General features: G+C 39.0%; 20 protein-coding genes. 6 read left to right on the top strand and 14 right to left on the bottom strand.

The genetic code is table 11. The features are described from left to right. A complete protein-coding gene (gene rodA / locus FHT21_RS02690) occupies positions 1 to 1,263 on the top strand; it encodes a rod shape-determining protein RodA (protein ID WP_167293244.1) in 1,263 nt (420 codons plus the stop codon). 540 nt (positions 1,264 to 1,803) lie between these two features. On the opposite strand, the gene FHT21_RS02685 is transcribed toward rodA, so the two are convergent. Next, positions 1,804 to 2,994 (bottom strand): hypothetical protein, encoded by a 1,191-nt coding sequence (locus FHT21_RS02685; RefSeq protein ID WP_167293243.1) that lies wholly within the window; start codon positions 2,992 to 2,994, stop codon positions 1,804 to 1,806. Positions 2,995 to 3,117: 123 nt separating this feature from the next. On the opposite strand from FHT21_RS02685, the gene FHT21_RS02680 reads away from it, so the two are divergent. From FHT21_RS02680 to FHT21_RS02665, 4 genes are all read left to right on the top strand, one after another. Continuing rightward, positions 3,118 to 3,699, top strand: a complete 582-nt coding sequence (locus tag FHT21_RS02680) for a thymidine kinase (RefSeq protein WP_167293242.1) — start codon at positions 3,118 to 3,120, stop codon at positions 3,697 to 3,699. A 46-nt stretch (positions 3,700 to 3,745) separates the two neighbouring features. Further along, complete coding sequence (locus tag FHT21_RS02675; protein WP_167293241.1) at positions 3,746 to 4,351, top strand: Crp/Fnr family transcriptional regulator; 606 nt, start codon at positions 3,746 to 3,748, stop codon at positions 4,349 to 4,351. A gap of 75 nt (positions 4,352 to 4,426) precedes the next feature. Continuing rightward, entirely contained in the window at positions 4,427 to 5,359 is a 933-nt protein-coding gene (locus tag FHT21_RS02670) for an NAD-dependent epimerase/dehydratase family protein (protein WP_167293240.1), read from the top strand. 47 nt (positions 5,360 to 5,406) lie between these two features. Continuing rightward, on the top strand, positions 5,407 to 6,228 hold the full coding sequence (locus FHT21_RS02665) for an SDR family oxidoreductase (RefSeq protein WP_167293239.1): 822 nt from the start codon (positions 5,407 to 5,409) through the stop codon (positions 6,226 to 6,228). Between the two features lie 217 nt (positions 6,229 to 6,445). Here FHT21_RS02665 and FHT21_RS02660 read toward each other — a convergent pair whose 3' ends face one another. The 12 genes from FHT21_RS02660 to FHT21_RS02605 all read right to left on the bottom strand — a co-directional run bounded on the left by FHT21_RS02660 (position 6,446) and on the right by FHT21_RS02605 (position 23,663). Further along, positions 6,446 to 9,832, bottom strand: coding sequence for a DEAD/DEAH box helicase (locus tag FHT21_RS02660; protein WP_167293238.1), 3,387 nt, complete (start codon positions 9,830 to 9,832; stop codon positions 6,446 to 6,448). A 246-nt stretch (positions 9,833 to 10,078) separates the two neighbouring features. Continuing rightward, positions 10,079 to 11,110, bottom strand: coding sequence for a GntR family transcriptional regulator (locus tag FHT21_RS02655; RefSeq protein WP_167293237.1), 1,032 nt, complete (start codon positions 11,108 to 11,110; stop codon positions 10,079 to 10,081). A gap of 41 nt (positions 11,111 to 11,151) precedes the next feature. Beyond that, positions 11,152 to 12,537 carry an FGGY family carbohydrate kinase gene (locus FHT21_RS02650; protein WP_167293236.1) on the bottom strand — a complete coding sequence of 462 codons (1,386 nt, stop codon included), beginning with the start codon at positions 12,535 to 12,537 and terminating at the stop codon, positions 11,152 to 11,154. A gap of 15 nt (positions 12,538 to 12,552) precedes the next feature. Next, positions 12,553 to 13,833, bottom strand: a complete 1,281-nt coding sequence (locus FHT21_RS02645) for a sugar isomerase (protein ID WP_167293235.1) — start codon at positions 13,831 to 13,833, stop codon at positions 12,553 to 12,555. Between the two features lie 258 nt (positions 13,834 to 14,091). After that, on the bottom strand, positions 14,092 to 16,212 hold the full coding sequence (locus FHT21_RS02640; protein WP_167293234.1) for a bifunctional aldolase/short-chain dehydrogenase: 2,121 nt from the start codon (positions 16,210 to 16,212) through the stop codon (positions 14,092 to 14,094). Between the two features lie 28 nt (positions 16,213 to 16,240). Continuing rightward, complete coding sequence (gene rhaT / locus FHT21_RS02635) at positions 16,241 to 17,335, bottom strand: L-rhamnose/proton symporter RhaT (protein WP_167293233.1); 1,095 nt, start codon at positions 17,333 to 17,335, stop codon at positions 16,241 to 16,243. Between the two features lie 547 nt (positions 17,336 to 17,882). Further along, entirely contained in the window at positions 17,883 to 19,304 is a 1,422-nt protein-coding gene (locus tag FHT21_RS02630; protein WP_167293232.1) for an arabinose isomerase, read from the bottom strand. Positions 19,305 to 19,309: 5 nt separating this feature from the next. Then, complete coding sequence (locus tag FHT21_RS02625; RefSeq protein ID WP_167293231.1) at positions 19,310 to 20,194, bottom strand: AraC family transcriptional regulator; 885 nt, start codon at positions 20,192 to 20,194, stop codon at positions 19,310 to 19,312. A 118-nt stretch (positions 20,195 to 20,312) separates the two neighbouring features. Continuing rightward, on the bottom strand, positions 20,313 to 21,164 hold the full coding sequence (locus FHT21_RS02620) for an alpha/beta hydrolase (protein ID WP_167293230.1): 852 nt from the start codon (positions 21,162 to 21,164) through the stop codon (positions 20,313 to 20,315). 18 nt (positions 21,165 to 21,182) lie between these two features. After that, entirely contained in the window at positions 21,183 to 21,650 is a 468-nt protein-coding gene (locus tag FHT21_RS02615; protein ID WP_167293229.1) for a nucleoside triphosphate pyrophosphohydrolase family protein, read from the bottom strand. A gap of 201 nt (positions 21,651 to 21,851) precedes the next feature. After that, positions 21,852 to 22,586 carry a LytTR family DNA-binding domain-containing protein gene (locus FHT21_RS02610; RefSeq protein ID WP_167293228.1) on the bottom strand — a complete coding sequence of 245 codons (735 nt, stop codon included), beginning with the start codon at positions 22,584 to 22,586 and terminating at the stop codon, positions 21,852 to 21,854. 69 nt (positions 22,587 to 22,655) lie between these two features. Beyond that, on the bottom strand, positions 22,656 to 23,663 hold the full coding sequence (locus FHT21_RS02605) for a sensor histidine kinase (protein ID WP_167293227.1): 1,008 nt from the start codon (positions 23,661 to 23,663) through the stop codon (positions 22,656 to 22,658). A 202-nt stretch (positions 23,664 to 23,865) separates the two neighbouring features. On the opposite strand from FHT21_RS02605, the gene FHT21_RS02600 reads away from it, so the two are divergent. Then, positions 23,866 to 26,286, top strand: coding sequence for an outer membrane beta-barrel family protein (locus FHT21_RS02600; protein ID WP_167293226.1), 2,421 nt, complete (start codon positions 23,866 to 23,868; stop codon positions 26,284 to 26,286). A 72-nt stretch (positions 26,287 to 26,358) separates the two neighbouring features. On the opposite strand, the gene FHT21_RS02595 is transcribed toward FHT21_RS02600, so the two are convergent. Then, positions 26,359 to 26,841, bottom strand: coding sequence for a GNAT family N-acetyltransferase (locus FHT21_RS02595; RefSeq protein WP_167293225.1), 483 nt, complete (start codon positions 26,839 to 26,841; stop codon positions 26,359 to 26,361). Positions 26,842 to 26,953 lie beyond the last annotated feature (112 nt).

The following is a 26,953-nucleotide window of genomic DNA, read 5'->3' as shown; positions in this document are numbered from 1 at the left end:
ATGCAACAACAGGGAAACCGTTTCTTTTTTAATGTAGATTGGATTACCGTTTTAATCTATATTGCCTTATGCGCAGTTGGTTTTATCAATGTTTATGCATCTATTTACAATCCAGATAAAGCAACAGGTTTCGATTTTGCAAGCAGTTATGGTAAACAGTTAATTTATGTGATTACCGGGTTGATATTAGGTTTATCAATTTTGTTGTTCGACGGAAGGTTATTTAACGTATTTGCACCGTTTATTTATGGAGCTACCCTTTTTCTGCTGGTCGTGGTACTCTTTGTGGGGAGAAATGTAGGCGGAAACCAAGCCTGGATACCTATAGGATCATTTAGACTACAGCCCTCAGAGTTTGCCAAGTTTGGTACAGCCTTACTTTTAGCCAGGTATGTGAGCACTTTCAATCCGAAATTCAGGGATATTAAATCAATTGTAATTGCCGGCTTGATTGTGTTAGCCCCCCTTTTATTAATTATGTTGCAACCCGATACGGGCTCTGCATTAGTTTTCCTGGCCTTTATGTTCCCTTTATACCGAGAGGGCCTATCTGGTTATTTCCTGTTGATTTTCCTTGGAATGATTGTACTGTTTGTTGCCGATTTCCTGGTGCCAACTTACATACTGATTCTTATCCTAACTACTATTGGCGGTCTTTTCATTTACAATAACAGGCGGAAACAGAAAATCATATTTTCTACCGTATTGGTAACCATCATTGCCATCGCTTATTTGTTTGTGGTTAAAATTGCCTATGAAAAGATTTTGGCACCACATCAGCGAAGCCGTATCGAACTGATGTTAGGTCTTAAAGCCGATAATAAAGGTGCGGGTTATAATGTAATTCAATCGCAAATTGCCATAGGTTCAGGGCAGGCAACCGGCCGTGGTTTTTTACAGGGCACCCAAACTAAATATGGCTATGTACCGGCTCAAAGTACCGACTTTATATTTTCTACCATTGGCGAAGAGTGGGGCTTTGTGGGCTGTTCGGTTGTGATTGGCTTGTATATATTTTTATTATTGAGATTGATCAATCTGGCAGAAAGGCAGCGGTCTACCTTCTCGAGGGTTTACGGCTATAGTGTGGCCTGTATCCTCTTTTTCCACGTATTCATCAACATCGGAATGACCATTGGGATTATTCCGGTAATCGGGATTCCCTTACCATTTATTAGTTACGGTGGTTCGTCGCTATGGAGTTTTACAATCTTACTGTTTATCTTTTTAAAGCTCGATTCTAACCGAATGGGATTTATTTAGTCCTAAGTCCTAAGTCGATATTTTGAAGCGGAAAATTAATCTAAACGGTTATTTGTTAATCTTTTACACTAACATAGTTAGAGATATTGATTGTTTTTGGAAAGCAAAACCTGCAATCAAATTTTCGTCTGCTCCCGCTAAACGCTTTACTTCGTGTTCGCTTTTATCGGGTTTAGGTGGGCTATACAGTGCTACTATCCCAGGTAAATAAACCCGACAAAAATGGAAATACTTTTTGGGCAGCCACATTCATAATGTGCAGCAGCTTTCTCAAAAAGATTGAAATGATGGCGGGGCTACAGTAGCCATGAAATACTGAACGTTCGTTTCCTAATCATTTACAAAGTTTTAATTGTTGATATCAAAAGACACGCGCCATCTTATCCCGCATGTTCGGGGTCAGGATTTAAATGAGAAAATCTGAACAGGCTTTTACAAGACATTACAAGTGCCAATCGTGTCCATCCCTGTTATAAAAGAGGACGATGCGTGATAGATACTGAAACAAGTTCAGTATGACGATAGCGCGGGCTAACACCTCTACTTGCTAAATCTTCGGTTTAGTAACTCGTAAAATTGATCAACGGTGGCCTGCTTATTGGCCCAGTTATTTTTCGCTGCATAATTATTCTGAAGATAGCTATCTGCGGCTTCGAAACTGCTCATCTTATTGATGATATCAATTACTTCCGAATAAGCCAGGTTATACCCATTAAAAAGATCTTTAATAAAAAGTAACTTTTCGTTTAAACTAATCGCCTGTTTTAAATCGGCAATAGGTGCTTTAACAGGCTCATCGCTTTTTCCATTTGTTCTGGCAAGCAGATCATTTAAACTTGGCGCAGGTTTAGCTGCTTCGGGTTGTGGAGCTGGTTTTACAGGAACAGCCTCAGGCGTAAACAAAGGGCGCTCCTGCTCAACAGGTGGCGAAATGATAGGGTCATCCAGTTTTACACCTTTCAGTGCCTCAATAGGCTGAGTAGCAGCTGCCGGTATAGGTTCTTCTACCTTAGCGGCTACAACTGTTTCTTCTTTCGTAATTATTTCAGGCACTTCTTCTTCGTGCGGAATTAAAAAAGGTTCAGGACCAATTTCATCCTCTTCAGTAGGTAAAGCCTCTTCCTGAACAGATAAAGCATCTTCCTTTTCATGAATTATCTTTTTGCGCGCTAAAATTTCTGCTTCTTCTTTGCTTAACGGGCGATCGAAAATTTCTTCAACAGATTTTGCTTCATAATCGAACTGATCGTTTTCATCGTGTTTGCCCAATACAAATTCAAAAGTATGATCGTCCTGGTCTGGCTTAAAAAAATCGTTATTCAAAAGCGAGGTAGCTTTTTCTTCTTCAATAATTTCATCATCAAGCACCTCCTGCTTAGGCTTTACATCTACCCGTTCTTCCTCTTCCTGCGCCGTTGCCACTTCTTCTAGTTCCTGTGGATCGAAACACTCATCATCTTCTACATAACTTTTTTCAGCTTCGGGCAATATAATGGTATTTTGTTCGGCCAATAAGGCATGGTTTCCAGGTTCAGCGGGTTTTTCTTCTATTGTAGCATTTAATTTTTTGACGATATTAACATGATCAGAAAGGAAATGGGCATTAGCCAGAAAAAGCTCCAGTTCCAAATCGTTTAATTGCTGAGGATTTTGAGCTAAAAACTGATATTGCTCATTTAACTCCGTTAAAATGCTGCCGATCTTTCTGAAAATATCTTGTTGGTTCATCATAAAATTAAAACGAATTTTTAGTCGATTTATGTTGGTAACTATGTGTTCAAAAATAACACATAATTCTCATATTTGTTCGGTTTAAAAATTATAGAACGCACATAGGGGAATAAAAAAACAGGCATGTTATTTAGCGAACAAAATTTTAGAACAAGGGGCGAATTTTCGGGAAGTATAGAAGTGGTATGTGGCTCTATGTTTTCTGGTAAAACAGAAGAACTGATCAGAAGGTTAAAAAGAGCGCAGATTGCTAAATTGAATGTCGAAATTTTTAAACCCCGTACCGATACCCGATATCATGAAACTGCCGTGGTTTCGCACGATTTAAACTCCATAAACTCTACACCTGTTGATAGCGCTTCGGCCATTTTATTACTTGGCACCAACACTCAGGTGGTTGGTATAGATGAGGCCCAGTTTTTTGATGACGAACTACCTGATGTTTGCAACAAACTGGCGCTTAAAGGTATACGTGTTATTGTTGCCGGCTTGGATATGGATTTTACGAGCAAACCCTTTGGCCCAATGCCTGCTTTAATGGCCATTGCCGAACATGTTACCAAGGTAAATGCGGTTTGTGTTTGCTGTGGTAATCCGGCCTTATACAGTTACCGCACAGTTGCTGATGAAGCTACCGTTTTATTGGGCGAAAAAGAAAGTTATGAGCCACGTTGCAGAGCTTGCTACAATCTGGACAAAGGATAATCATGATTGATTAATCTGTATCTTTAAACAGGATTTAATTATTGATATGGATAAACAGGCCCAACTTGAAGCATTTAGAAACGGTATTGCCCAATTTGTAACGTTTAACGATGCAGAATGGGAAATCTTTATTCAATATCTTAATTTTTCCATCCTAAACAAAAAAGAACATTTTGCAGTAGAAGGAAAAGTGTGCGACTATATGTGCTTTATTACCCGTGGTGCCGTTCGCTACTACCACGTTAAAGACGGACAGGAAATCACCGGGTACTTTAGTTTTGAAAATGAGTTGATGAGTGCTTATAAAAGTTTCTTGAAACGTACACCTACCGCCAACTACATTCAGGCAATTGAAGAAACAGAGTTGGTGATGATCTCACACCACAGTCTGCAACAAATGTTAAACCACCCGCTACTGGCTTTAAAAATGGAGCGTTTTGGTCGTTTAATTGCCGAATACTACATCTGCTGTTATGAAGACCGCGTTACTGCTTTTATTACCCAAAGCCCTGAAGAACGTTATACCGCACTCGAGAAAACTGCAAAAGATATTTTCCAGCGCATTCCACAGCACTTTATAGCCAACTTTTTAGGTATCACTCCCGTCTCCCTCTCCCGTATTCGTAAACGGACGCTCCTTTTAAAGGATTAAATTTAAACCTTATCTTTTGTTAACGTTTTTACGGCTCCACGCCGCATAACTTTGAACCAATCAAAAAACAAAGATATGCATACTATACTTGGCGCCGGCGGACCAACAGCAAACGCACTAACCAGAGAATTGATCAATGCTAACGAAACCATTAGGTTGGTTAGCCGAAAACCAATTTCTACAAGCAATCCCAATGCGAGTTGGGTTAAGGCCGATTTATTAAATGAGGCTGAACTTTTTGCCGCAGCCGAAGGTTCGAAAGTAATATACCTGTGCGCTGGTTTGGTTTACGACATTAAAATATGGCAACAACAGTGGCCGATTATTATTCAAAATGTAATTAACTTAACTAAACTTACCGGTGCAAGGCTAATATTTTTTGATAATGTTTATATGTACGGTCTGGTAAATGGGCCAATGACAGAAGATACACCTTACCATCCATGTAGTTTAAAAGGAGAAGTAAGAGCAAAAGTAGCCGAACAATTAATGAACGAGGCCAAGGCAGGCCAAATAAACGTAACCATTGCCCGTGCTGCTGATTTTTACGGAACAGATTCTATGAACAGCTTTTTCGATATGATGGTGCTCGATAAGTTTGCCAAAAAAGAAAAAGCGCAATGGATCGGAAACCCGAATACCTTACACAGTTTTACTTACATTGAAGATGCTGGAAGAGCTTTGTTTCTGTTAGGACAAACACCCGATTCTGGCAACCAGGTATGGCACCTGCCAACCGCCGCTCCTTTAAAAGGAAAAGTTCTTATCGAGATGGCTGCAAAGATTTATGAAACTAAGCCTCAATATCTGACCATTAATAAATTGATGCTGCGCTTAATAGGTTTATTTAAAAAAGTAGTTGCCGGTACTGTAGAAATGTACTACCAGTATGATCATGATTATCTTTTCGACTCTAGCAAATTTGAAAAAGCATTTAACTTTAAACCGACATCTTATGATGATGGCATTTTAAAGCTCTCGAAAACAATTTACAAAAAACAGAATTGACATGAATCAGGGCAAATTATAAAGCGAACTATTTATCTTTAGTGCAAATGATTCAAGATAACACAACAGGTGAAAACAGCATTAAAACCATATCGATTTTAGGCTGCGGCTGGTTCGGCATGGCTTTAGCCAAAAAACTGATCGGGTTAAATTATACCGTAAAGGGTTCTACCACAAGTCAGGAAAAATTGGCAATACTTCAGGCAGAAGATATACAACCGTTTTTAGTCAATTTTACAACTGAAGCGGTTGTAGCCGATCCTGCATTTTTTGAGACTGACACCTTGTTTATCTGTATTCCTCCAAAGCGTAATTCTACTGAACTTCTTGATTATCCCCAAAAGATAAATTCAATTTTGGCCGTAGCGAAATATAAATCGAAACATGTGGTGCTGATCAGTTCGACAAGTGTTTATGCAGATGAAAACAAAACAGTAAATGAAACCAGCATACCAAATCCCGATACGGATTCGGGAAGAGTTGTTTTAGCTGCGGAAATTCTGTTTAAGGAGCTCTTTCCCGAAAACTGCACAGTAATCCGCTTTGCGGGCTTAATTGGTCCTGATCGCAACCCAGGGAGATTTTTTGCCGGAAAAAATAATATACCAAATGGTCTAGCTCCGGTAAACCTCATTCACCAAACAGATGCTGTAGGCGTTGCGGTAAAACTTTTGGAAAAACAAGCATTTGGCAGAACATATAATGCCTGCTCGCCAAACCATCCAGCAAAAATGGAATTTTATATCAACGCGGCCAAAAGCACAGGACTTGCAGTGCCAAATTTCATTGCAGAAAAGAAGGATTGGAAAATTGTAGAGAGTGTTAATGTACCTGATTTTTTGGGTTATGCGTTTGAGGTTGGGATTTAGATGATTGACTTATTGTGCATTGCATTTGTAAGTCGTATCGTCATTCCCAACTTGATTGGGAATCGTAATACCATAAGCTTTAAGATTCCCACCTGCGTGGGAATGACGACGGTTTTTTGAAATCTATTTTTGTCACTTTGGTTAGTGTCTTCACGAACCAAAATTAGATTTATCAGCATGGTCCTTCGACAGGCTCAGGATGACAACATGGATAAATTTAACTCAACAATCCTAACAATTCTTTCTTGGTTAAATTCTTGAATAAACTCCCATCAGTCTGGATCAAATCTTTCACCAGATCCTTTTTGGTGGTCTGAAGTTTCATAATTTTCTCCTCGATAGTATCAGGGCAGATTAAACGCACAGCCATTACATTTTTATGCTGGCCGATCCGATATGCCCGATCTATCGCCTGGTTTTCTACAGCAGGGTTCCACCATGGGTCAACCAGATAAACATAATCAGCTTCGGTAAGGTTCAATCCGGTTCCGCCTGCCTTTAAACTGATGAGGAAAACGGGAATATCAGCATTTTGTTGAAAAGAGCTAACTACTTCAGCTCTTTTGCGGGTTTGCCCAGTAAGGTATTCATATCTGATTCCCCTGCTTTCCAATTGCTTTTTAATCAGATCGAGCATGGTTACAAACTGAGAAAAAACAAGAATTTTATGTTTTCCCGCCTTGCTCTCAATCTGCTCCATCAACACATCAATTTTTGAGGAAGCCTGTAGATAAGATTTCCCATCAGCCAATAACGCGGCCGAATTACAGATCTGCCGTAAGGTGGTAATGCTTTTCAATACATGCATCGAACTTTTAGGCAGTTCATCCTCCTGTTTACCCAAAATAAAGTCCTGGATTTCCTTTTTGTTCGCTTCGTATACTTCACGCTGTTCGGTCCCCATTTCGCAATACAGTACTATTTCTGTTTTATCGGGAAGTTCTTTCGCTACCTGTTCCTTTGTTCTGCGGAGAATAAACGGTCTTATTTTTTTTTGGAGTTCTTCTGCCCTTCTACTGTCTTTAAACTGATCTATAGGGGTTGAATATAAATCGGCAAACTGCTGTTTACTACCAAATAAACCCGGACAAGCGAATGATAGCTGTCCGTATAAATCAAAGGTATTGTTCTCAATGGGTGTTCCTGTCATCGTTACTTTATTCCTCGATTGCAACATCCGAACTGCTTTATAACGTTGCGAGTCTGGGTTTTTAATCAGCTGCGATTCATCTAAAAAGATATAGTTAAAGCGGTAATCCTTTAAGAAACGGATATCAGAAAGCAATGTTCCATAAGAAGTTAAAATGATTTCGTAATCATCGAAAGTATCAGTTGTTTTCGTCCGTTCGCCAGCATAAATGGTTTTTACCTTTATAGATGGTGCAAACTTCTCTACTTCTGCTTTCCAGTTAAATATTAACGAAGCTGGAACCACCACCAGATTGGTATTGTGCTTTACTTTTTCGCGCTGTGATAAAATGAAAGCCAAAACTTGGATGGTTTTACCCAATCCCATATCATCGGCCAAACAAGAACCAAAGTTAAAATCATCCAAAAAGTTGAGCCAGTTTAAACCGTCTTTCTGGTAATGACGTAGTGTTGCTGTTAAACCTTTTGGCACTTCAACTTCCTGAATCGAATCTGTCCCTTCAAATTTCTGTTTGTAAAGTTTCAATTCGTTCTTTACATCACCATCCAACAAAGCATCTTCATAAAGCTCGTTTATAGAAGCAAACTTAATTTTTGGCGTAAGAATGGCATCTTCGGTTACTTCGCCCGCACTAAAATAAGCAGCAAATTTTTCGATCCACTCGTGAGGTAATATACCTTGGGTTCCATCATCAAGCGTTACAAACTTACTTTTGTTCCTGATCGATTTATGCAAATGTTTTAACGCAACCTGTTGTTTGCCAAACTTCACTTTTACCTTGGTTTCGAACCAATCTGTCCCACTTAAAACCTCTATATTAACTTTAGCCTGAAATTGGCTCAGTTTATTGTTTTTGAGCTGGTTAAAACCTAAAATATGAATGCCTTTATTTCGCCATACCTCAAAAGCATCAAGGAACCAGGCTTCTTCCAGGAACCGTTTGCGGTGCAGGTAAAAAGAGTCGTTGGTTTCCTGATCATAAAAATAAGGATGCTGTTTCAACACGTTTCCGATAAACTGCAGCTCGGCATTTTCGTCGCGGTGTAAAGTGAAAAGGTTGCCGAGTTTATCTTGTGCCTGGATCTGCTTTTTAGACAGCACAGGAATTTCCAGGTTCCCATAACGCATTACCGGCGTAAGGAGGATATAATCTTCAGATTCAGACAGGTAGATCAACTGCTCGTTTTCGAGATCGAAACCTTTTTCTTCGATCTGGCTTTTGGTGGCAGGTTTTAAATAAGAATAATCTACATGGATACTTCCTTCTAAAGGCACCAAAATATTTTTTTGAAACTCTGGATATTTTGTTTTGTGCAAGATTAACCTGTTACTCTGCTTTTTGAAAAACCCGATTACGCGTAGAAAATCGAGCCTGCCAATTAAATATAGCTGATCTTTAAGTTTAATAAAATATTGGTGCACCAATACCAGGTTATCCAGTTCATATGATTTGCCTTCGATAATCAGCCGGCCTGTAATTTCGTAATAATCATCGCGCTGGTTTACAGAAAGGCGCAGGTCTACCTCCAGTAAATGCACATCAACCGCTGAAATCGTCGACGCCTGAATAGCGACAGACTGTTTACTATCCTGCAGGTAAAAAGGAATCTGTTTAGGGTTTTTAGCAATCGCTTTTAAGGCTTCTATTTCTGCTTCACTTTGATCATTATTATAATTCTGCTGAAAAGTGGTAATACCGCTATAAAACTTTACCTCATCGTTATCATTTGTATTAAACAGCAAATTAACTGGATTAATTCCTTTTATAGGATTTTTAACCTTACCACTTTTAGTGGTTTCGGCCTCGAATAATTCTACTGTTAAATTATTGTAATAGCGGTGTTGTCCAAAAACCAGGATCATTTTGCCTGGATCGTTTTTGGCCTGTAATTTTATTTTGGGTTTACTTGCAGGTAGTAAAAGTTCCTGCAAATTTTGCTGGACTTCCTTGTTAAATGGCTGGAGGGCATCCATTTTTGGGCGGATATCTACCTGGCCATTTTCATATTTCAGGTTAAAAAGAAGATCGAGGTTTTCTTCTTTTTCTAAACCATAGTCAATTGCTATTTTTAAAAGCTTTTGCCTCCGAAGGTTAGCATCGAAGAAAATAAGCAAATCCTGGCGTTGGAGGATATTATATAAAACTCTGGCCTGATGCTCACATAATTTATGTTTCGGCGTAGCGCAACGACAAGAAAGTTTTACGAAGTTTGAATGCTGCTGCACCTGAACAATTGGGAAAGGCAATCCAGAGGATTCATCGCTAAAGGCTGCAAAATCCAGCTCAATCTGCTCTGGAAAAAGTTGGTAAAAGCCCTTAACATCCGTATGGATCAATCCGCTTAAATGTTTGAGGATAACAATCTGGCTCAGATTTTTCAGGTTAAAATCCTTTAAAATATAATCGTAAGGATTTTGTTCTGATGCTAGATGCGCGGTTACCTGTTCACTCATTTAAACTAAAATAGCTAAGTGATAAAAGTAATCATTAATAAGTTTTAGCTAAAACCTCTTTTTAGGTTTTTATGCACAATGAATAATTTATGCTCAGAAAAAATCAGAAAATCGTCATGCTGAACTTGTTTTATCTTTTTTTTGCATTAAAACCCTGAAATAAATTACCTTCGGTGGGCTCGCTTAAAGCTCGGTTTACTTCGTAGCTCTCCGCTTCGCTACAGGTCAGGATGACGATTACCTCATCTACAGCGATTTACGCAAGTTCAAATAAAAAGGTACTGCTACCTTCTCGGTTTTTCCGTTGAGAATAAATTCGGCAGCTTGAGCACCCAATTCGCTAAAATCAGTTGAAATGGTGGTAATTCCATCCAAAATAATCTTTTTTAAAGGCGTTTCGTTATAAGAAATTACACCAACATCTTTCCCGATTTTAAGTTTTTGAGCAATTAAACGCTCGATGAGTGTAACCAGGTCATCTTCCATCAGGTTGATGTACACCTCACCTGGGTTAATTTCCTCGTCTTTAATGTTGTGGATTACTTTATGATCGAAAGCATACTGCTGACAGAACCGATAAAACCCTGTTAGAATTTCGTGCGGAAAATAGCTGTTTTTTGGAAAGATAATTTTTAAGGTTCGGTAATGCGAAAGCCGGTCTAAAGCCTGTTCTAAAGCCGCGTAAATATCCTGAGCAAAGTTTTCATAGGCCGCAGCATAATCGCCGGTTACTCCTGGCAACAACTTATCAAGAATGACCAATTTCTCTTTGGGAATAGTATTGATAATTTCATGTGCATTTTCACCCCCCTCTAAAAAATGTGGAATGATTACAAAATGCGAATAATCGTCGCGTTTGGTAACGATCATTTTTTTAAACAGCGCAAAATCGTTGTTGTAGATATAAAAATCAATGGCAGCACGCTCGCCAAGGGTTTTGGTAAAAGAATCGTAAATGATCTTTTTGTGTGTACTGAGTTTATTAAAAAGCAGGCAAACCTTTAGTTTACGCGAGAAATCAGTATTGATAATAAAATAACCTTTGCCCGGTACAGAATCTACCACCCCAAGTTTCCGGAGGTTGCGGTAACCTTTTTCTGCAGTATCTCTTGACATTTCCAGACTGAAACTCAATTCGTTAATAGAAGGTAACAAACTATTTTTCAGAAGCTTACCACTTTCAATTGCGGCCAAAATGGCATTGGTTAATTGCTTGTATTTTGGCGTCGACGAATACTCGTCGACGTTAATATAGGGGATTAAATCTTCTGGTTTCAAAGTGGTTGTATTGATATAGGAAATTCTAATATACGGAAAATCTAAAAATCTATCGTACGCTGTATAGCAGAATAGTATTTTAACTGGATCATATCCGTTGGTGCCGGGTTTTCATTCCAGGCGTCGTTTATTGCCAAAGCTGTGCCTATTGCCGTAGCCTGCGAAACTGAAGAGGCATAAACCTCAATATCTGGAATAGAAGTAGCCAATAAATGCATATAAATTGCATTTTTTCCGAAGCCACCATCTACAAAAATTCTTTTTACACCTGCATTTAAAATCAGCTTTAAGGAGTAAATCTGTTGTTTAATCAGGTCGAAAATCAATTGGTGATAGGCTTCTTCTGCCGTTTGAAAGAGGTTCAGATCTCGCTCCGGGAAAGCTGAACTTGCCGAAAAGCCTTGTTGTTCCTGTTGGTTTTCGGGGATTTTATTGGCCAGCTTCAAAATCATTGAAGGATTAAACTTCAGATGTTTAAACAGATAGGCTGCACGATCGAAATGTTCGGCGATCCGTTTAAGCTGCACCTCGTGCTCATAACCTGCAAAAATACGTGAGGCCTTTACCGCTTTCCCTTTAAAGTGCATGTAACACAGACAATCTTGTTTAAGTTCTTCGGCAGTTAAAGGTTCCTGGTTAAAGGGGTTTAAACTGATGCACCAAGTTCCGGTTGAGATAAGTACAAATGGCGTATAAAAATTGGCCAGATAAGGGATCAGTGCGGCAGAACTATCGTGCAAGCCTACACCAACCTTAACGCTGTTACCTTCAAAATTGGCTTTCAGGCTCGAATCAGCAGGTGTAAAGGCTCCGAACTTATCGTCGATCTTTTCTGTTGTTACCCAGCTGTGGTACTCGTTTTTATTAAAATCCCAGAGCTGGGTATGGCAGCCAATGCTGGTAATATCGGCCACGGCCTTACCCGTAATTAAATAACTTAAATATTGTGGTAGGTGTAAAGCCCACTTCACTTTTTTAAATATTTCGGGCTTTTCATTTTTCAGACGATACAATTGCATGCCCGAATTTAAGCTGCCTAAAATTGGTGATGCCGTTTCTAACGAAATCTTCTCCTCACCTCCGTATTTTGCATAAAAGCTTTTTTTAAGCTCCTCCGGGTATTCCTTTAAGTAGTTATAAAGTGGTGTTAACGGATTGCCATTTTCATCCAGATAAACAAAACTGGCACCATAAGTAGAAAAATTTATGGCCCTAACATCGAACTCTTTCAATTGCAAAACCTGATGCAGGGAATCGTAAACTGATGAACGCAGGCTTTCGAGATTTTCGCATGGTTCACCATCCTCATCAATAGTTTCTACAAAACGTGCAGATCGCTCGTAAACAATACTGTAGTTTTCGTCGATCAAAAAAAGTTTTTTATTCGTTTTCCCAACATCAAATATGGCAATAACAGGTTTAGGCATTTTCTATTTCTCTATTTACAAACCTGTAGCAACAGTATTTCCGCGGTGATTAACTAACTTATTTCTTACATCTAAATCGCGGTAAAGCGCTATCGGTGATAAAGCAGCTCCAGCCCTTAATCTGGCCTCAGCTACTAAAGCCCTTAAATCGCTACGGAAAGTATGCTGCAAAATTTCTTGTGCTCTTGCCACATCATTGTTGTTTTGCGCTTCATTTAAGGCTTTTCTATCCACCAATAGAGCCTGTGCATAGGCAATCATAATGGCTTCAACAGATTGTAATAAATCCTCTAAAGGATCTTTCACATTGTGTGAGGCATCAATCATCCAGCCTAAATCTTTTGCATGGTTCATGCCCTTTGCATCCATCCCTTCTACCAGCTCGTTAAAAATCAAAAACAATTGGTAAGGCTTAATGCTTCCTGTAGTTAAATCATCATCGCCATATTTTGAATCGTTGAAGTGGAAACCACCCAATTTTCCTTCCATTAGCAACAAAGCCACAATCTGCTCAATGTTAGCATTAGGTAAGTGGTGGCCTAAATCGACTAAAGTATAGGCTTTTTTACCCAATTTACTGGCATATAATAAGGATTGTCCCCAGTCGCCAACTGTAGTTGAATAAAAATTAGGCTCGAAGGCTTTGTACTCTACAAACATTTTCCAATCTTCTGGCAAAGCAGAATAGATTTCCTGAAGACTTTCTAAAGTATTTTCAAAGGCTTTACGGAAATTAAGCTGCCCAGGGAAGCAGGAACCATCGGCAAGCCAAACAGTTAAAGCATCAGACCCCAGCGCGATACCATGTTTAATTACCTCGATATTATGCTCAATTGCCTGCTTGCGGATGTTTTTATTTACATTTTGAAGCGAACCAAATTTATAACTGTGTGCAGCACCTGCCTGATCCTGAAAGGTGTTGGAGTTCATGGCATCAAATTTCAAACCATAGCTAGCGGCTAATGACTTTAAAGCTTCTGCATTTTGAGGGATATCCCAAGGGATGTGAAGTGAAATTGCACCGCTTGCACCATTTAGCGCATGTAACAGGCCAACATCTTCAATTTTTTCTTCAATGGTACGTGGTTCACCACCAGTAATGGCAAAACGGCCAAAACGTGTTCCACCTGTGCCTAAAGCCCAGCTTGGAATGGCAATCTGAAAATCAACCAGTTTCTGGATTACACTTTCTACATCAACGTGCGCCCAATCTTCTTTTAAAAAAGCAAGCTTGCGTTGATGTGAAGTTAAAAGGGAGTCGTTATGTTTTTCTATTTGGTTCTGCTCGATATTCATGAGAATATTTGGTTTTTTATTAGGTTAATTATGTGGCGATACAATCGCCATTCTTTCTCATCCTCGTTATTCCAAAGGAATCGCTTTGTGACAAACGAGGAAGATTATAAAAATTAAAGTTATTTTCGGTCTGTGATTAAACACAGACCGGTTAAATAACTCACTAAAACTGAATTTAAATTCTCTGTGATCTGTGTCTCCACAGACCCACTAGTTTTAATTATCCGTTTTGGTCTGTGAGGACACAGACCAAGGATTTTATCTTACAAATGCCATAGCCACTCCGCCATCAACATTTAAAACGTTTCCGGTTGATTTGTGCAACAAGCCACCCACAAAAGCGAAACAGGCATTGGCAATATCATCTGGTAATATGATCTGGTTCAATAAAGTACGTTTTGCATAATATGCCGGTAGCTCTGCAACGGTAATGCCATAAGCTTTTGCACGGCCTTCTGCCCAACCGCCAGCCCAGATATTGCTATCGCTGATTACAGCATCTGGATTAACCACATTTACACGGATACTATCGGCACCCAGCTCAGCAGCATTTAACCTGCTCAAATGTAATTGCGCGGCTTTTGCACTGCCATAACCTGCGTTATTTGGTCCGCTTACCAAAGCATTCTTACTTACAATATTAATGATATCGCCACCAATATTCTGCTTTTGCATCGTATTTGTTGCAGCCTGGGTAATAAAAAACTGGCCTTTTACCAAAACATCATATAATAAATCCCAATCCTTTTCGGTATGATCGGCAATGGTTTTAGAGATCGATAATCCTGCATTGTTTACCACAATATCTACCCCACCAAAAGCCAAAGCAGCTGAATCGAAAGCTTGTTTAATATCATTTTCGCTGGTTACATTTAGAATTGCAGTACTGTAAGAATCTTTACCATAAAGGCCCGCAAATTCTTTCCCTGCTTCTTCTAAACGCTCGGCATTCATATCGTTTAAAATTACCACAGCACCTTCGGCAACAAATTTCTTGGCAATTGCTTTACCTATACCACCGGCGCTACCTGTAATCAGAGCAATTTTACCCGTTAAAGGTTTTGGCTTTGGCATACGCTGTAACTTCGCTTCTTCCAACAACCAATATTCGATGTTAAAAGCTTCCTGATGTGGCAATGAAGTATATTCAGAAACCGCTTCAGCACCTTTCATTACATTAATGGCATTGATATAGAATTCTGCAGCTACCCTTGCTGTCTGTTTATCTTTTGAAAAAGTAAACATTCCAATACCAGGGTATAAAATAACCACTGGATTGGTATCTCGGATGGCCGGACTATTTGCATGTTTACAAGCTTCGTAATAAGCCGTATACATGGCCCTATAAGCTTCGAAAGCGGGCTCCAATGTTTCTTTTAGTGCTTTAACATCCGATAAATCGGCATCGCTTGCTAAAGTTAAAACCAATGGACTGATTTTCGTTCTTAAAAAGTGATCGGGACAACTGGTTCCCATAGGAGCCAAACGATCTAAATCATTAGAATTGATAAATTCTAAAACACGGCTATCATCGGTAAAATGACCGATCATGTGTTGTTTAGAAGAGCATAAACCTCGCAAAACAGGCGCTAAAGCAGCTGCTTGTTTTTTACGCTGATCTGCTGCTGCACTTTCAATCTTTTGTCCGCCAAAAACCGGACCTTTTTTACCATAATTCTGGCTAAGGTAATCAGAACAGATTTCAATTACTTCTAAAGTGTTCAGATAACTTTCGTAAGCGGTATCGCCCCAGGTAAACAAACCGTGCGAGCCTAACATAATACCGCGGATGCCTGGATTTTCATCTAAACACTGCTTTAATTGCAAGCCCAGTTCGAAACCAGGTTTTTTCCATTCTACCCAACCTATCGTTCCTCCAAATAATTCTTCTGTAATTTTTTTACCGTCTTTAGCCGCAGCAATAGCAATGGCCGCATCTGGGTGCAAATGATCGATATGTGCAAATGGCAGGAAACCATGCAAAGGTGTATCAATTGATGGTGCTTTGGAACTTAAATCGAAAATACAATGATTAAATAATTCAACCATTTCATCCTCATGTTCTACTCCGCGATAAATATTTTTCAAGCTACGTAAACGATCAACATATAATGCTGCAAGACCACTTTTCTTTAAGGTACCTAAATCGCCACCAGAACCTTTTACCCACATTACTTCGGTTTCTAAACCGGTAAGCGGATCTTTTTCCAATACTTTACACGAGGTATTTCCACCTCCATAATTGGTTAAGCGTAAATCTGCGCCCAATAAATTAGAGCGATAAATTAAGAGGGCAACTTCATCACCAGCCAGTTTTGCGGCTTCTTCTTCGTCCCACAGATAGCTTACATACTTATAGTTTTTCGTATCGATTGACATTCTTATATTCTATTTAAATTTTTATTTATTAAGCTTTTATTGAATTTCCATAACCCACAATGAGTACCGAAATGATGATGGTTAAAATACCTGCCAAAACAGTAATCAAAGTTTTACTTGATACACCTTTCCATTCTTTTAATACCAATCCCCATACATTGGCAATGAGGATGATAAAGGCCATGTGCAGAATCCACGAACTGGCACCATTGCCCATTTTGCTTTCGCCCATACCGTAAAAAAAGAACTGTAAGAACCAGGTGGTACCTGCCAATGCAGAAAAAATATAGTTTTTTAATAATGGCGTTTTTGCATTGGTATAATCGCCAAATGTTTTATTCCTTGCATTTAAAACCATACACCAGATAAAATTGGTGGTTAAACCACCCCAAAGCACAATTACATAAGTAACGTTATTCTGAAATAAGAAATTACCTGTTTCAGCAGGATTTGCTGCTTTCCAGATCGCATTAGCAGCATCAGCCATTGGTTTTCCGGCTTCAATACCAAAATTGAAACAGGCACTTAAAACACCCGATACAATCCCCACGAATAAACCAAGACCGAATTTATATTCTGTTTTTACCTCCATGCCATGCGGATCGGTAATACCAGTTTTCATTTCCTTTTCTTTCATCATACCTGCTTTACCGCAGATGATAATCCCAACAACACAGACTAAAAGCCCCAGCAATACCATACGCCCCCAATCGGTATGTAAAAACATGGTAAAAGTATCTTTACCTGCCTGCGGGAAAAAATCAAAGTAAATGGATGGCAGGATTGAACCCAAAACCATACAAAGTCCTAAAATAATACTACTTCCTAATGATACACCCAGATAACGAACGCCTAAACCATAGGTTAAGCCACCGATACCCCAAAGCACACCAAAAAAATAGGTTAACCATAAAATACTACCATTTGTACTGGTAATAATCGCTGTAAAATTCGGGATGGTTAAAAAAGCAGCAAGTGGCGGAACGATTAACCAGGAGAAGATTCCTCCAACAATCCAGTAACTTTCCCAGGCCCAGCCTTTAACTTTTTTGTAAGGGATATAAAAACTTCCGGAGGCAAACCCGCCGAAGAAATGAAAAATTACACCTAGAATTGCTTGCATGCTACATTAATAATATTTGGTTGCTCTAAAATAGAATATACAGTAATTTTAACTGTTATGCACTGTTATGGATGGGGATAATCTGGTGGATGGAATACGTTTGAAACCTTCCCGCCATGAGCTATCGTGTGAACACAATTAATTATAACATTCTTCTATCGCTCTATGCCGCGGGGCATAGTACTTTGGAGCGCCAAAGTACCCAAAGCGCTTTGTCAATCCAGCAATGAGCCTTTTGCGCAATCTCACACGCATCAAAAAAAACAGTGACACTTCGTTTTGTGTTCAATATTTTTTAAAATTAAATAATCGGTTATGAACACAAAACCACTGCGTTTCAGGTTTGTTAGTGCCATTTTTACTGTTGTGCACCTGTTTTTTTGATTTCCCCGGCTCCTGGGATTGACAGCATCCTTGGTTAAAATCCGTGCTTTATTAAAGTTGGTTAGCAAAATGCCTAAAAATACTTAAAAAATATATGTCCACACGATAGACCAAGAGGGGCTATAAATCATATAAAAACCTAAGTCATTATCCCCATTTCGCATTAACAAACCTGAACCACTTCGATGCCAAGCAATTTGGCCAGTTTGATTAGTTTTGCCCCGATATGCCCAATGCCTACTGCACAATGGTGCGCTGGCCCATGAGTATTCCAATCTTCTACAAATTTTCTTGCGCCGATAGGAAATCTGTATCTGCTATTGGTATTTCCAATTTCGAGAATCGGTCCGGCTACAGATTCACCTTCGGCAATCAGAAAAAAGATTTTTCCATTGTTTTCGACAACCGAGAGCAAGGTTACTGCCCCATGTTTCACCGACATTTCCACAGATAAACCACTGCCCACCTTACCATGGTACACCTGCAATGGCTTTACTTTTATTTTCCCCTCGGCAATGGCCAAATGCCCGGGGCCATCATGTCCCATCAATACTATATCATCTTTAAAATCCATAGCATAATATTCTGTAAATGAACCTCCGGCACCAAAACTATCCATGATCTTCATGGCCTGTGCATTTTTCACTTCATATTCTCCTGCCACAGGGATTCCTTTTGCGGTAAGCAACGAGTTGCCCAGAATGATGGAACTAATGGTATCGCCATTGGCATTACCTGTCCCTTTATGATAATAAGCCATCGATCCTAAATGGTAACGCGCTACCAATTTATCTAATGCCACTGCAGTTTTTGCTGCACGGTTTAATTCGTAGGCCTCGCATGAGGAATCAATTTCAAAAACCGATTTAAATTCTTCAATTTTTGCCTTAATCTCATCTTCAGAAAGTTCTTCCCTCAAGGCTGTAAGTTCATCGGGTTCAATAATTTCTATATGGCTGCCAAAAACGGAGCATTGCAATGTGATATCAGAATAGATATCCAACATGCCACTGTAATAGTTGCCCATCAAGCCGAGTGTATTGTGATTCATAATATGTGCAACCTTAGCTGCCTCTACCCATTCGCTAATTTCTTTCCAGGTTTCTGCATCGTTCAGTACGCCTGTAATCTGTTGAAACTGAATTCCTGAACGTTTAAATACATTCGCAATTTCCGGAACCGGGCAGGCAGAACAATAAGCCAGCCACTCTCCGGTCATTTTGGTACGATCGTTTAACTGATTAAAACCAGTATAATCAATGGCTTCGCTAGGTGCAAGATTTAAAATAATTACCGGAACCTTTGCCCTTCTTACCACAGGAAGAACTGTTGAGGACAGAGCATAGGTGGTTACATATAAAAAAATCACATCTACGTCGCCTTTTTTAAAATCGTGCCCGGCATCAAAAGCTTTCTCAGCATTGTCTACCAAACCTACATTTAAAACCTCTGCTCCATGGGTTTTCAATTTATTCTCTACCTGTGCTAAATAGCCGGTCAGTCGCTGCTCTAAGCCGTCAAACTGTGGCCAATATGTATCTAAACCTATGCCGAACAGGCCTATTCTAAATGGGTGATTAATCATGATGATTATGAATTGTTTCTGTATTTAGATGGTGACAGCAACATTTTGCTCTTGAAAATTCTCGAAAAATAATACTCAGATTCAAATCCGTTCTGGAAAGCCACTTCGGCGATGCTCAGATCTGTTTCTTTTAACATTTTGCCAGCCTTCTGGATTTTAAGGTTCAATTGGTACTGACCTGGGGACTTTCCGGTGATTTCTTTAAATGCTTTTCTAAACCAGGCATAACTGACGTTGTGTTTTGCGGCCAGTTCTTCGGGCGAAATATTGGTATTTAAGTTTTCGTGAATGCTGTATTTGATGTTATTGATCAGCTGTGTTTTTCTGCTGTTGGATTGTGCTTTAAGTAACGCGGAAGCGTAAACCAGGCCTAATAACTGGATGGTTAAACAAGCTGCCAGCTGATTACTGCCTGGGCCGCCAAATCTTATGGTATCAATGAGCTGGATAAAGATGTTGATAAATTCGGCATTAAAACCCATCTGGATCAGCGGACGCTCAGGATTAAAACACTCCTGTTTCATCAGGTGGTTGGCATAACTGCCCTCAAAACCGACCCAATACTCTGTCCAACCGGTATCTGCGTCGGGCTTAAAGCGATGCCAAATTCTAGGGTAAAGGAAAAACAGTGTTCCAGGCTGGATATCAACCCTACCTAATTTTTCAGCTTCGAATACACCCGTACCCGAAGCGATATAAACCAGTTGATATTCAGCAAGTACCCTACCCTTGTCCCATTCGAAAAAATAACCTTCGGGGTGTTTTGAATCAGGATAAACCGTATTTATAGGATGGATAGAATGGCCAACATCAAGCACATTTATACCCCAATCTGGTTGCTGCTTCTGATCTGACTGATCTGCATGAATATACTTGCGAAAAGTATCCATAATTTGGTTAGCGTTTTAAAACGACAACCTAAATTAACTAAAGCACCTTACAATTTAGACTGTTATGCTAAATAATATCAAAAAGTACATTTAAAATAACAGAATATACAGCTTGATTTTAGTGTAAAGATTGGATTCTCTGTACAATATCTTCAATCACATCAACCGATCTGAGGATTTTATAATGGCCTACGTCTTCAAAAGATTTTGAACTGATTGCAGGATATTTATCCAAAAATTCTTTAAGGAATGGGTATGGCGAAATGTGATCGGCTGGGTCATAAGCCAGAAAATGATTTAAGCCAGGACTCAACTCATACAATTCAGTCAGGTTAAAATGGCTCGCAGGAACGGGAAACTCTTTGGCAAAGTTATTAAAAAAGATATCCTGGTCCTTTTTGCCGATGTTCACCGAATCGAGACTCTGCTCGAAGTTTTCTTTCAGCCTGATTAAAGGTGCAATACTAATGAGCAGATCGGGAGCTAAACCGAGCTCTTGCAAAGCAATTACATTGGCCATGCCACCAAGCGAGTGCCCAATCAATACATCAGGCTGTGCATAATTTAAGGTAATAGATTTTACCGAACCAACATATAACATCAGGTTAGAAAATTCAGAGATGGAACTTCCGTTTCCGGGTGCATCAAAAGCAATAATCTCGAGATCTTCTATTTTCTGGAGTTCAATAATGAGCTCATAAAAATCTAAAGCTTTTGAGGCCCAGCCATGTGTAAGTAACAGTTTTCGCTTTCCATTTCCCCAGCTAAAACAATTAATGGTTACATTGGCATTGGTAAAATAGGCATCAAAAACCTGGAGGCTAAACTGTTTTGATGCAGCAATAAGCTGCTCCTGATGCAGGCGTAAAGGCATTTTTGGTGAGTAAAAAATAAACTCACGCATTAAAGCTGCATCAGGCGCTGCCTGTGTTAATTTTAGCTCGTTAACAATTTGTTTTAGCCTTTTCAATTCGAGCTTATTTATGGGTTAAACCAAATGTGATTTTAAATCAGCTGGCGAGTAGTTGATCGATTTTAAAGTCTTGTCGTCAGATTTTCTGAATACCAAAAATAGTCCGTCGATTTCTTTGTAATAAGATTCAGTCTGGTCTTTATCTAAGTAAAACTGAATGGTTTGCTCTGCTTCTTCTACGGTTTTGCAGGCTTTGCTCATATTAGAGCGATGAACTTCATCAAATAAAGTTTTAAATTTTCCGCCTAAGCCGAACTCGTGGATGGCACCGGCCAAAACATACTGCAAATCGCAAAGCGCATCAGCAACTTCTACCAGATCATCATTTTCTACTGCTTCCTGTAATTCTTTCAATTCTTCGGCTAAAAGCGAAATACGCAAATTGGCTCGCTGTTTTGAAGGAATAACCGGATTTTCTAAAATAGGATGTTTAAAGGTAGTGTGAAATTCTGCAACCTGGTTTAGCGAATTCGTTTCTTGCATGATGATGTCTGATTTAATCTTTACGCAGCAAACTTATAAAAAACGGAATAAATAATTTGGATAATTTATGAACACTGTAAGGTTAATCGGTTAACTGTTTAAATTGGTTAATTGATTGTTGAATTGTTAAAAACTAGCCGATCCGCTTAACAGAATATTACACCAACAATTTAGCAATCAAACCCTCAACAATTAACCAAACTAACCATTCTTCTTCCCCTCCCTCACCACTTTAAAAAACTCTTCCTTATAAGTTTCGCCTATTGGAATAGCCTGATCGTTAATATAAACGGTATTTCCATCTATCATTTTAATTTTTTCGAGAGAGATAATATACGATTTATGAATGCGGTAAAATGGAGGCTGAAGCAGCTCAGTCTCCAATTCGCGCAACGCCTGGTAAGTAACAATCCTTTGGGTAGCGGTATAAACTGAAACATAGTTTTTCAATCCCTCTATGTACAAGATATCTTCATAATTAACCTTAATAAACTTGTTTTTGGTATCCCCTTTGATGAAAATAAAATCGTTTCCCTGTGCTGCCTGCTGTACAACAATTTCTTGCTGAACAGGTGCCACAGGCTGTAAAATCTGCTGTGCTTTCGTAGCTGCTTTATAAAAACGCTCGTAGGAGATCGGTTTAAGCAAATAATCTACCACATCAAGATCAAAACCTTCTAAAGCGTATTCGGGATAAGCCGTGGTTAGGATTACCTTACATTTACCGCCACAGATTTTCAAAAACTGGATTCCAGTTAATTCAGGCATTTGTATATCTAAAAAAACAAGATCTACCTTACCCTCCTGCACCAGGTTAAGTGCTTCAAAAGCATTGGTAGTAGTTCCAACCAGCTCTAAAAAAGGTGTTTTATTGATAAAGGCAGCAATAATATCTGAGGCATAAGATTCATCATCAACAGCAAGGCAACGGATCATAAGGTAACAGTTAGGGATTAGCGTTTAAAGCTAAGTGTAATAAAATATTTCAATGGTACAAATTATCTATTAGAGATTTAAGATCAAAGTACTTTTATAGGTATTGCCATTATTGGAAATCAACAATTCATGTTTTTCGGGATAAATCAAATCTAATCTGCGATGGATATTTACCATGCCTACACCACTTGAGTGGTCTTTTTGTGCATGACTGATCTTATTGCTCACTTCGAAACTTAAGCGCTTGTTCTGCACCTTAAGTTTAATGCGTACAGGCTGGCCCTCATCATTTACGACACCATGTTTAAAAGCATTTTCCACAAAAGGGATCAATATCAGAGATGCAATTTTTTGATCGGCGATACCTTCGGTAATAAAATCGACATAAAATTTTGGTTCAAAGCGCATTTTAAAAAGCGCCACATAACTCTCTAAATATTCGACTTCCTTATCTAACCTTACTTTACCATCCGGACTATCGTTTAGTGTATATCGCATCAGATCAGATAAACGCAAAACAGCATTGGCCAGTTGATCGGAAACAGGAATGGCTAAAGAATACACATAATTTAAGGTATTGTACAGAAAGTGCGGATTGATCTGCGATTTCAAAAATGAAAGTTCAGCCTTCACCACTTCTTCCTTAAGTTTCCTGTTCACCTGTTCAGATTTAAAGCTCTGCTCAATACCATAAACCGCAGCAGGCGTAACAATAAAACCAATGCTCCAATAAATGTTATCTGAGATGTAGGCCCAAGCAGTTATACCATCGTCATAATTATGAAAACCAAGCCATTTTAAATAAAGCACTTCTTCTATTAAATACCGAAGTGCAATAAATACCGCAATGGTAAACAAAATGCCGCCGATTAACTGCGGTAATTTATTCTTTTTCAAGAATCTTGGATATACCCATAAGTAACAGATGTAGAACTCTATCAATTGTATAAAATTCATAGAGATATTTAAAGCGGCTTTGCTAAAAGTCGTACCATCAATTAAATAGCCGCCATAAAAATAACCCAATACAAGTAACCAGCAAAGTATGTGAATGGAAATGATTTTTATTGTTTTCATGGTCTAAAACTATACAAAGCTTTTTTAACTGCCTATTTTCTTATTCCAAACATGCAAATAATTATCCCAACCTGTACAATTTAAGGATCAACACCTTTTATGGCCGGAAAACGGATTGGGATAATATTTTAAAGGGTTGGGATTATTTAATTTTTAGACTAATGCAACCTCTTCATCTTTGAACCGTCAATATAAAACAAACATGATGATGAACCTTTTATTTAAATCTGCTCTTTTTACGTTGCTTATTTTTAGCTTTCAAACCGCTTTTGCTCAAAACATTAAGGTATCGGGAACTGTTACCGATAAAAGCAATAAAGCACTCGATTATGCTTCAGTAGCATTAATCCATTTACCCGATTCGGCCTCAGTTGCCTTACAAGTTACCAACCAACAGGGAATTTATGAGTTTGCCAACGTTAAATCTGGCAGATACCTCATTAAAGCCTTAATGATGGGTTACGGTAAAAATCAATCTGCACCATTTGAAGTAAAAGATATGGCTGTTAAGGTTCCATCAATTATACTGGCAGACCACGCTCAAAATCTGAAAGATGTAAACATCGTATCGAAAATGCCTGTAATTGATCAAAAAGCAGACCGCGTGATTGTAAACGTAGAACAGATGAATACCGCAGGTGATAATGCACTGGAAGTAATCAGCCGGTTGCCTGGAGTAAAACTGGATAAGGACGATAACATTGTGCTGAAAGGTAAAAAAGGAATCAACGTGATGATTGATGGTAAGATGAGCTATATGACGGGCATGGAATTAACTACTTACTTAAAATCTTTACCCGGATCGGTATTAAGCAAAATCGAGCTGATTTCCAACCCTCCATCCTCGTTCGATGCTGCTGGCACAGCAGGGATCATCAACATTAAACTCAAAAGAAATAAAATGCAGGGCTTTAATGGAAACATGAATCTGGGTGGTGGTTATGGCCGTTATGAAAAAGTTTATGCTGGTACCAACCTGAATTACAATATCGGTAAGGTAAGCACCTATGTACGCTTAAATGCCGGACACTATAACTCATACAACAGGCTAACTTTAAACAGATCCATTGGCAATGAACAATATAACCAGCTTAATTTCTGGCACCCCGTAACCAACAGCTTAAATTACTCTACCGGTGCCGATTATTTTATTAACGAGAAACATACATTGGGTTTAATGGTGAAGGGCTTTACCGCTCCCGAAGAAACCAAGGTAAACAGCAATTCGGTAAATTATAATGCAGCTGGTATAAAAATGGGTGGGACATCAATGTTTAATCCACAAAGCAATACCGAAAAAAACCACGCCATTAACCTAAACTACCGTTTCAAAACAGATACTTTGGGTGGAGAATTGGGTTTTGATGCGGATTATGTTCAGTACGATAATAGCAAGAACGAAACCTTTACCAATAATTACCTCAATGCTAGTGATCAGTTGATCGGCAATCCGATCGATCTACGCAATAAAGGAATGGGCAATGTTTCTATCTATTCCATCAAGGCCGATTATAGCTTAAATTTTTCGAAAACGTTAAAAATGGAAACAGGCTGGAAAAGCAGCTGGGTAAAATCGCAGAGCGATGTACGTTTCGACTCTTTAAAAACAGAAGGCTGGGTTAACGATCCCCACAGAACCAATGCCTTTTTATACAATGAAAACATTAATGCCGGTTATCTTTCTCTTGATCAAAGTTTTAAAAACATACAGATCAAAGCAGGTTTACGAGCCGAACAGACATTAGGCGACGGCAGCTCATCGGGCACCAATACGTTGATTGACCGAAAGTACTGGAAGCTTTTTCCAACACTTTTTATTTCCTTAAAACTCGATTCAAACAACCTCGTAACAGCGGCATACAGAAAAAGCATTAACAGACCATCATATAGCAGTTTAAATCCCTTTACCTTTTATACCGACCCATATACGGCATTGCAGGGAAACCCATTATTACAGCCATCTTACGCCAACAGCTTTGAATTTAATTACTCGATTAAAAACTTCAGGGTACTAACCTTAAGTTATTCGGTCAGTAATGGATCGATATGGGAAGTGGTTTATCAGAACAATAACACAAAAGAAAGTATCTCCAGACCAGAAAACCTAAACCGTACCACAAACTTTTATATGGCCACAGGAAGCCCTTTTGATGTAACCAAATGGTGGAACAACAGTACCGAAGTTTCGGTTGGTTATAACCGCACCACATCGGCAGTACAGGGAAATGGCTATAATGCCTTCTCGTGGAACTGGTCTGTTATGTCGGATAATACCATCACTTTGCCTAAGAACTACAGTTTAACCATGTATGGTTATTACGATTCTCCTTCAATTTCTGGTTTATTCCGCAGTTTAGGGAGTTACCAGTTAAATATTGGTGCTAAAAAGTCATTCTGGCACAAAAATGCAACACTAGCTTTAAAAGTAAACGATATCTTTAATACGAGTAAATTTAGGGCCAATCTGGAATACAATAACATTAAAACCTATTGGCAGAACGAATGGGAAAGCCGCAGGATAAACTTAAGTTTTACCTATAAATTCGGGAACATGAAAATTAAAACTGCCCGCAGCAGACAAACCGGAACAGGCGACGAGGAAAACAGGGTAGGCAAAAATTAAGAATAAAAGGTCAAATGTAAATCGGTTAACTGAGCTGGATTTCTCAATTACAACAGTTAACCGGTTAACCATCTATAAAACCAGTAGCATCCAAACGTTACAGGCAAAATGGCCAGAATTACCCAATGGAGCAGCGAGTTTTTTAAACCCTGCCTTTTCGTACATCTCAATTGCCCTTTTAAGATCGGGAAACGATTCCAGATAAATCTCATTATAACCAAAGTGCTGCGCCGACTCTATACTTTTCTCCATGAGCATTTTGCCAATGCCTTTCCCACGCGAAGATGCCGAGGTATACAATTTAACCAGCTCAACACAACCATCCGGCAAGCCTTCGGTCGGGTATATACCACAGCCGCCAACAATAAGCCCATCCTCTTCGGCCAGCCAGTAAGCCGATTGGGGGTGTTCGAAAAGTGTAGATAACTCATCAGTTGTAGGATCGGTATAAACCGTACCCGGCTTATCTATTTTAAATTCCCTTAAAATCGTCCTGATCATTTCAGCTGTTGCAGTATTATCCTGCGCAGTTATCTTGCGGATGGTAATTGCCATATCTTTTGTTTTTTGTAAAGTTAGTAACTTGGATCAATTGTTTAAATCGGCTAACCGACTAATTGAGTTAATTATTGAGATAAACACTCGGTTAAATAGGTAACCCGAATTA

The organism is Pedobacter sp. SG908 (genome assembly GCF_011759615.1).
Lineage (GTDB): Bacteria > Bacteroidota > Bacteroidia > Sphingobacteriales > Sphingobacteriaceae > Pedobacter > Pedobacter riviphilus.
This window is presented reverse-complemented; position numbering and strand designations above follow the sequence as displayed.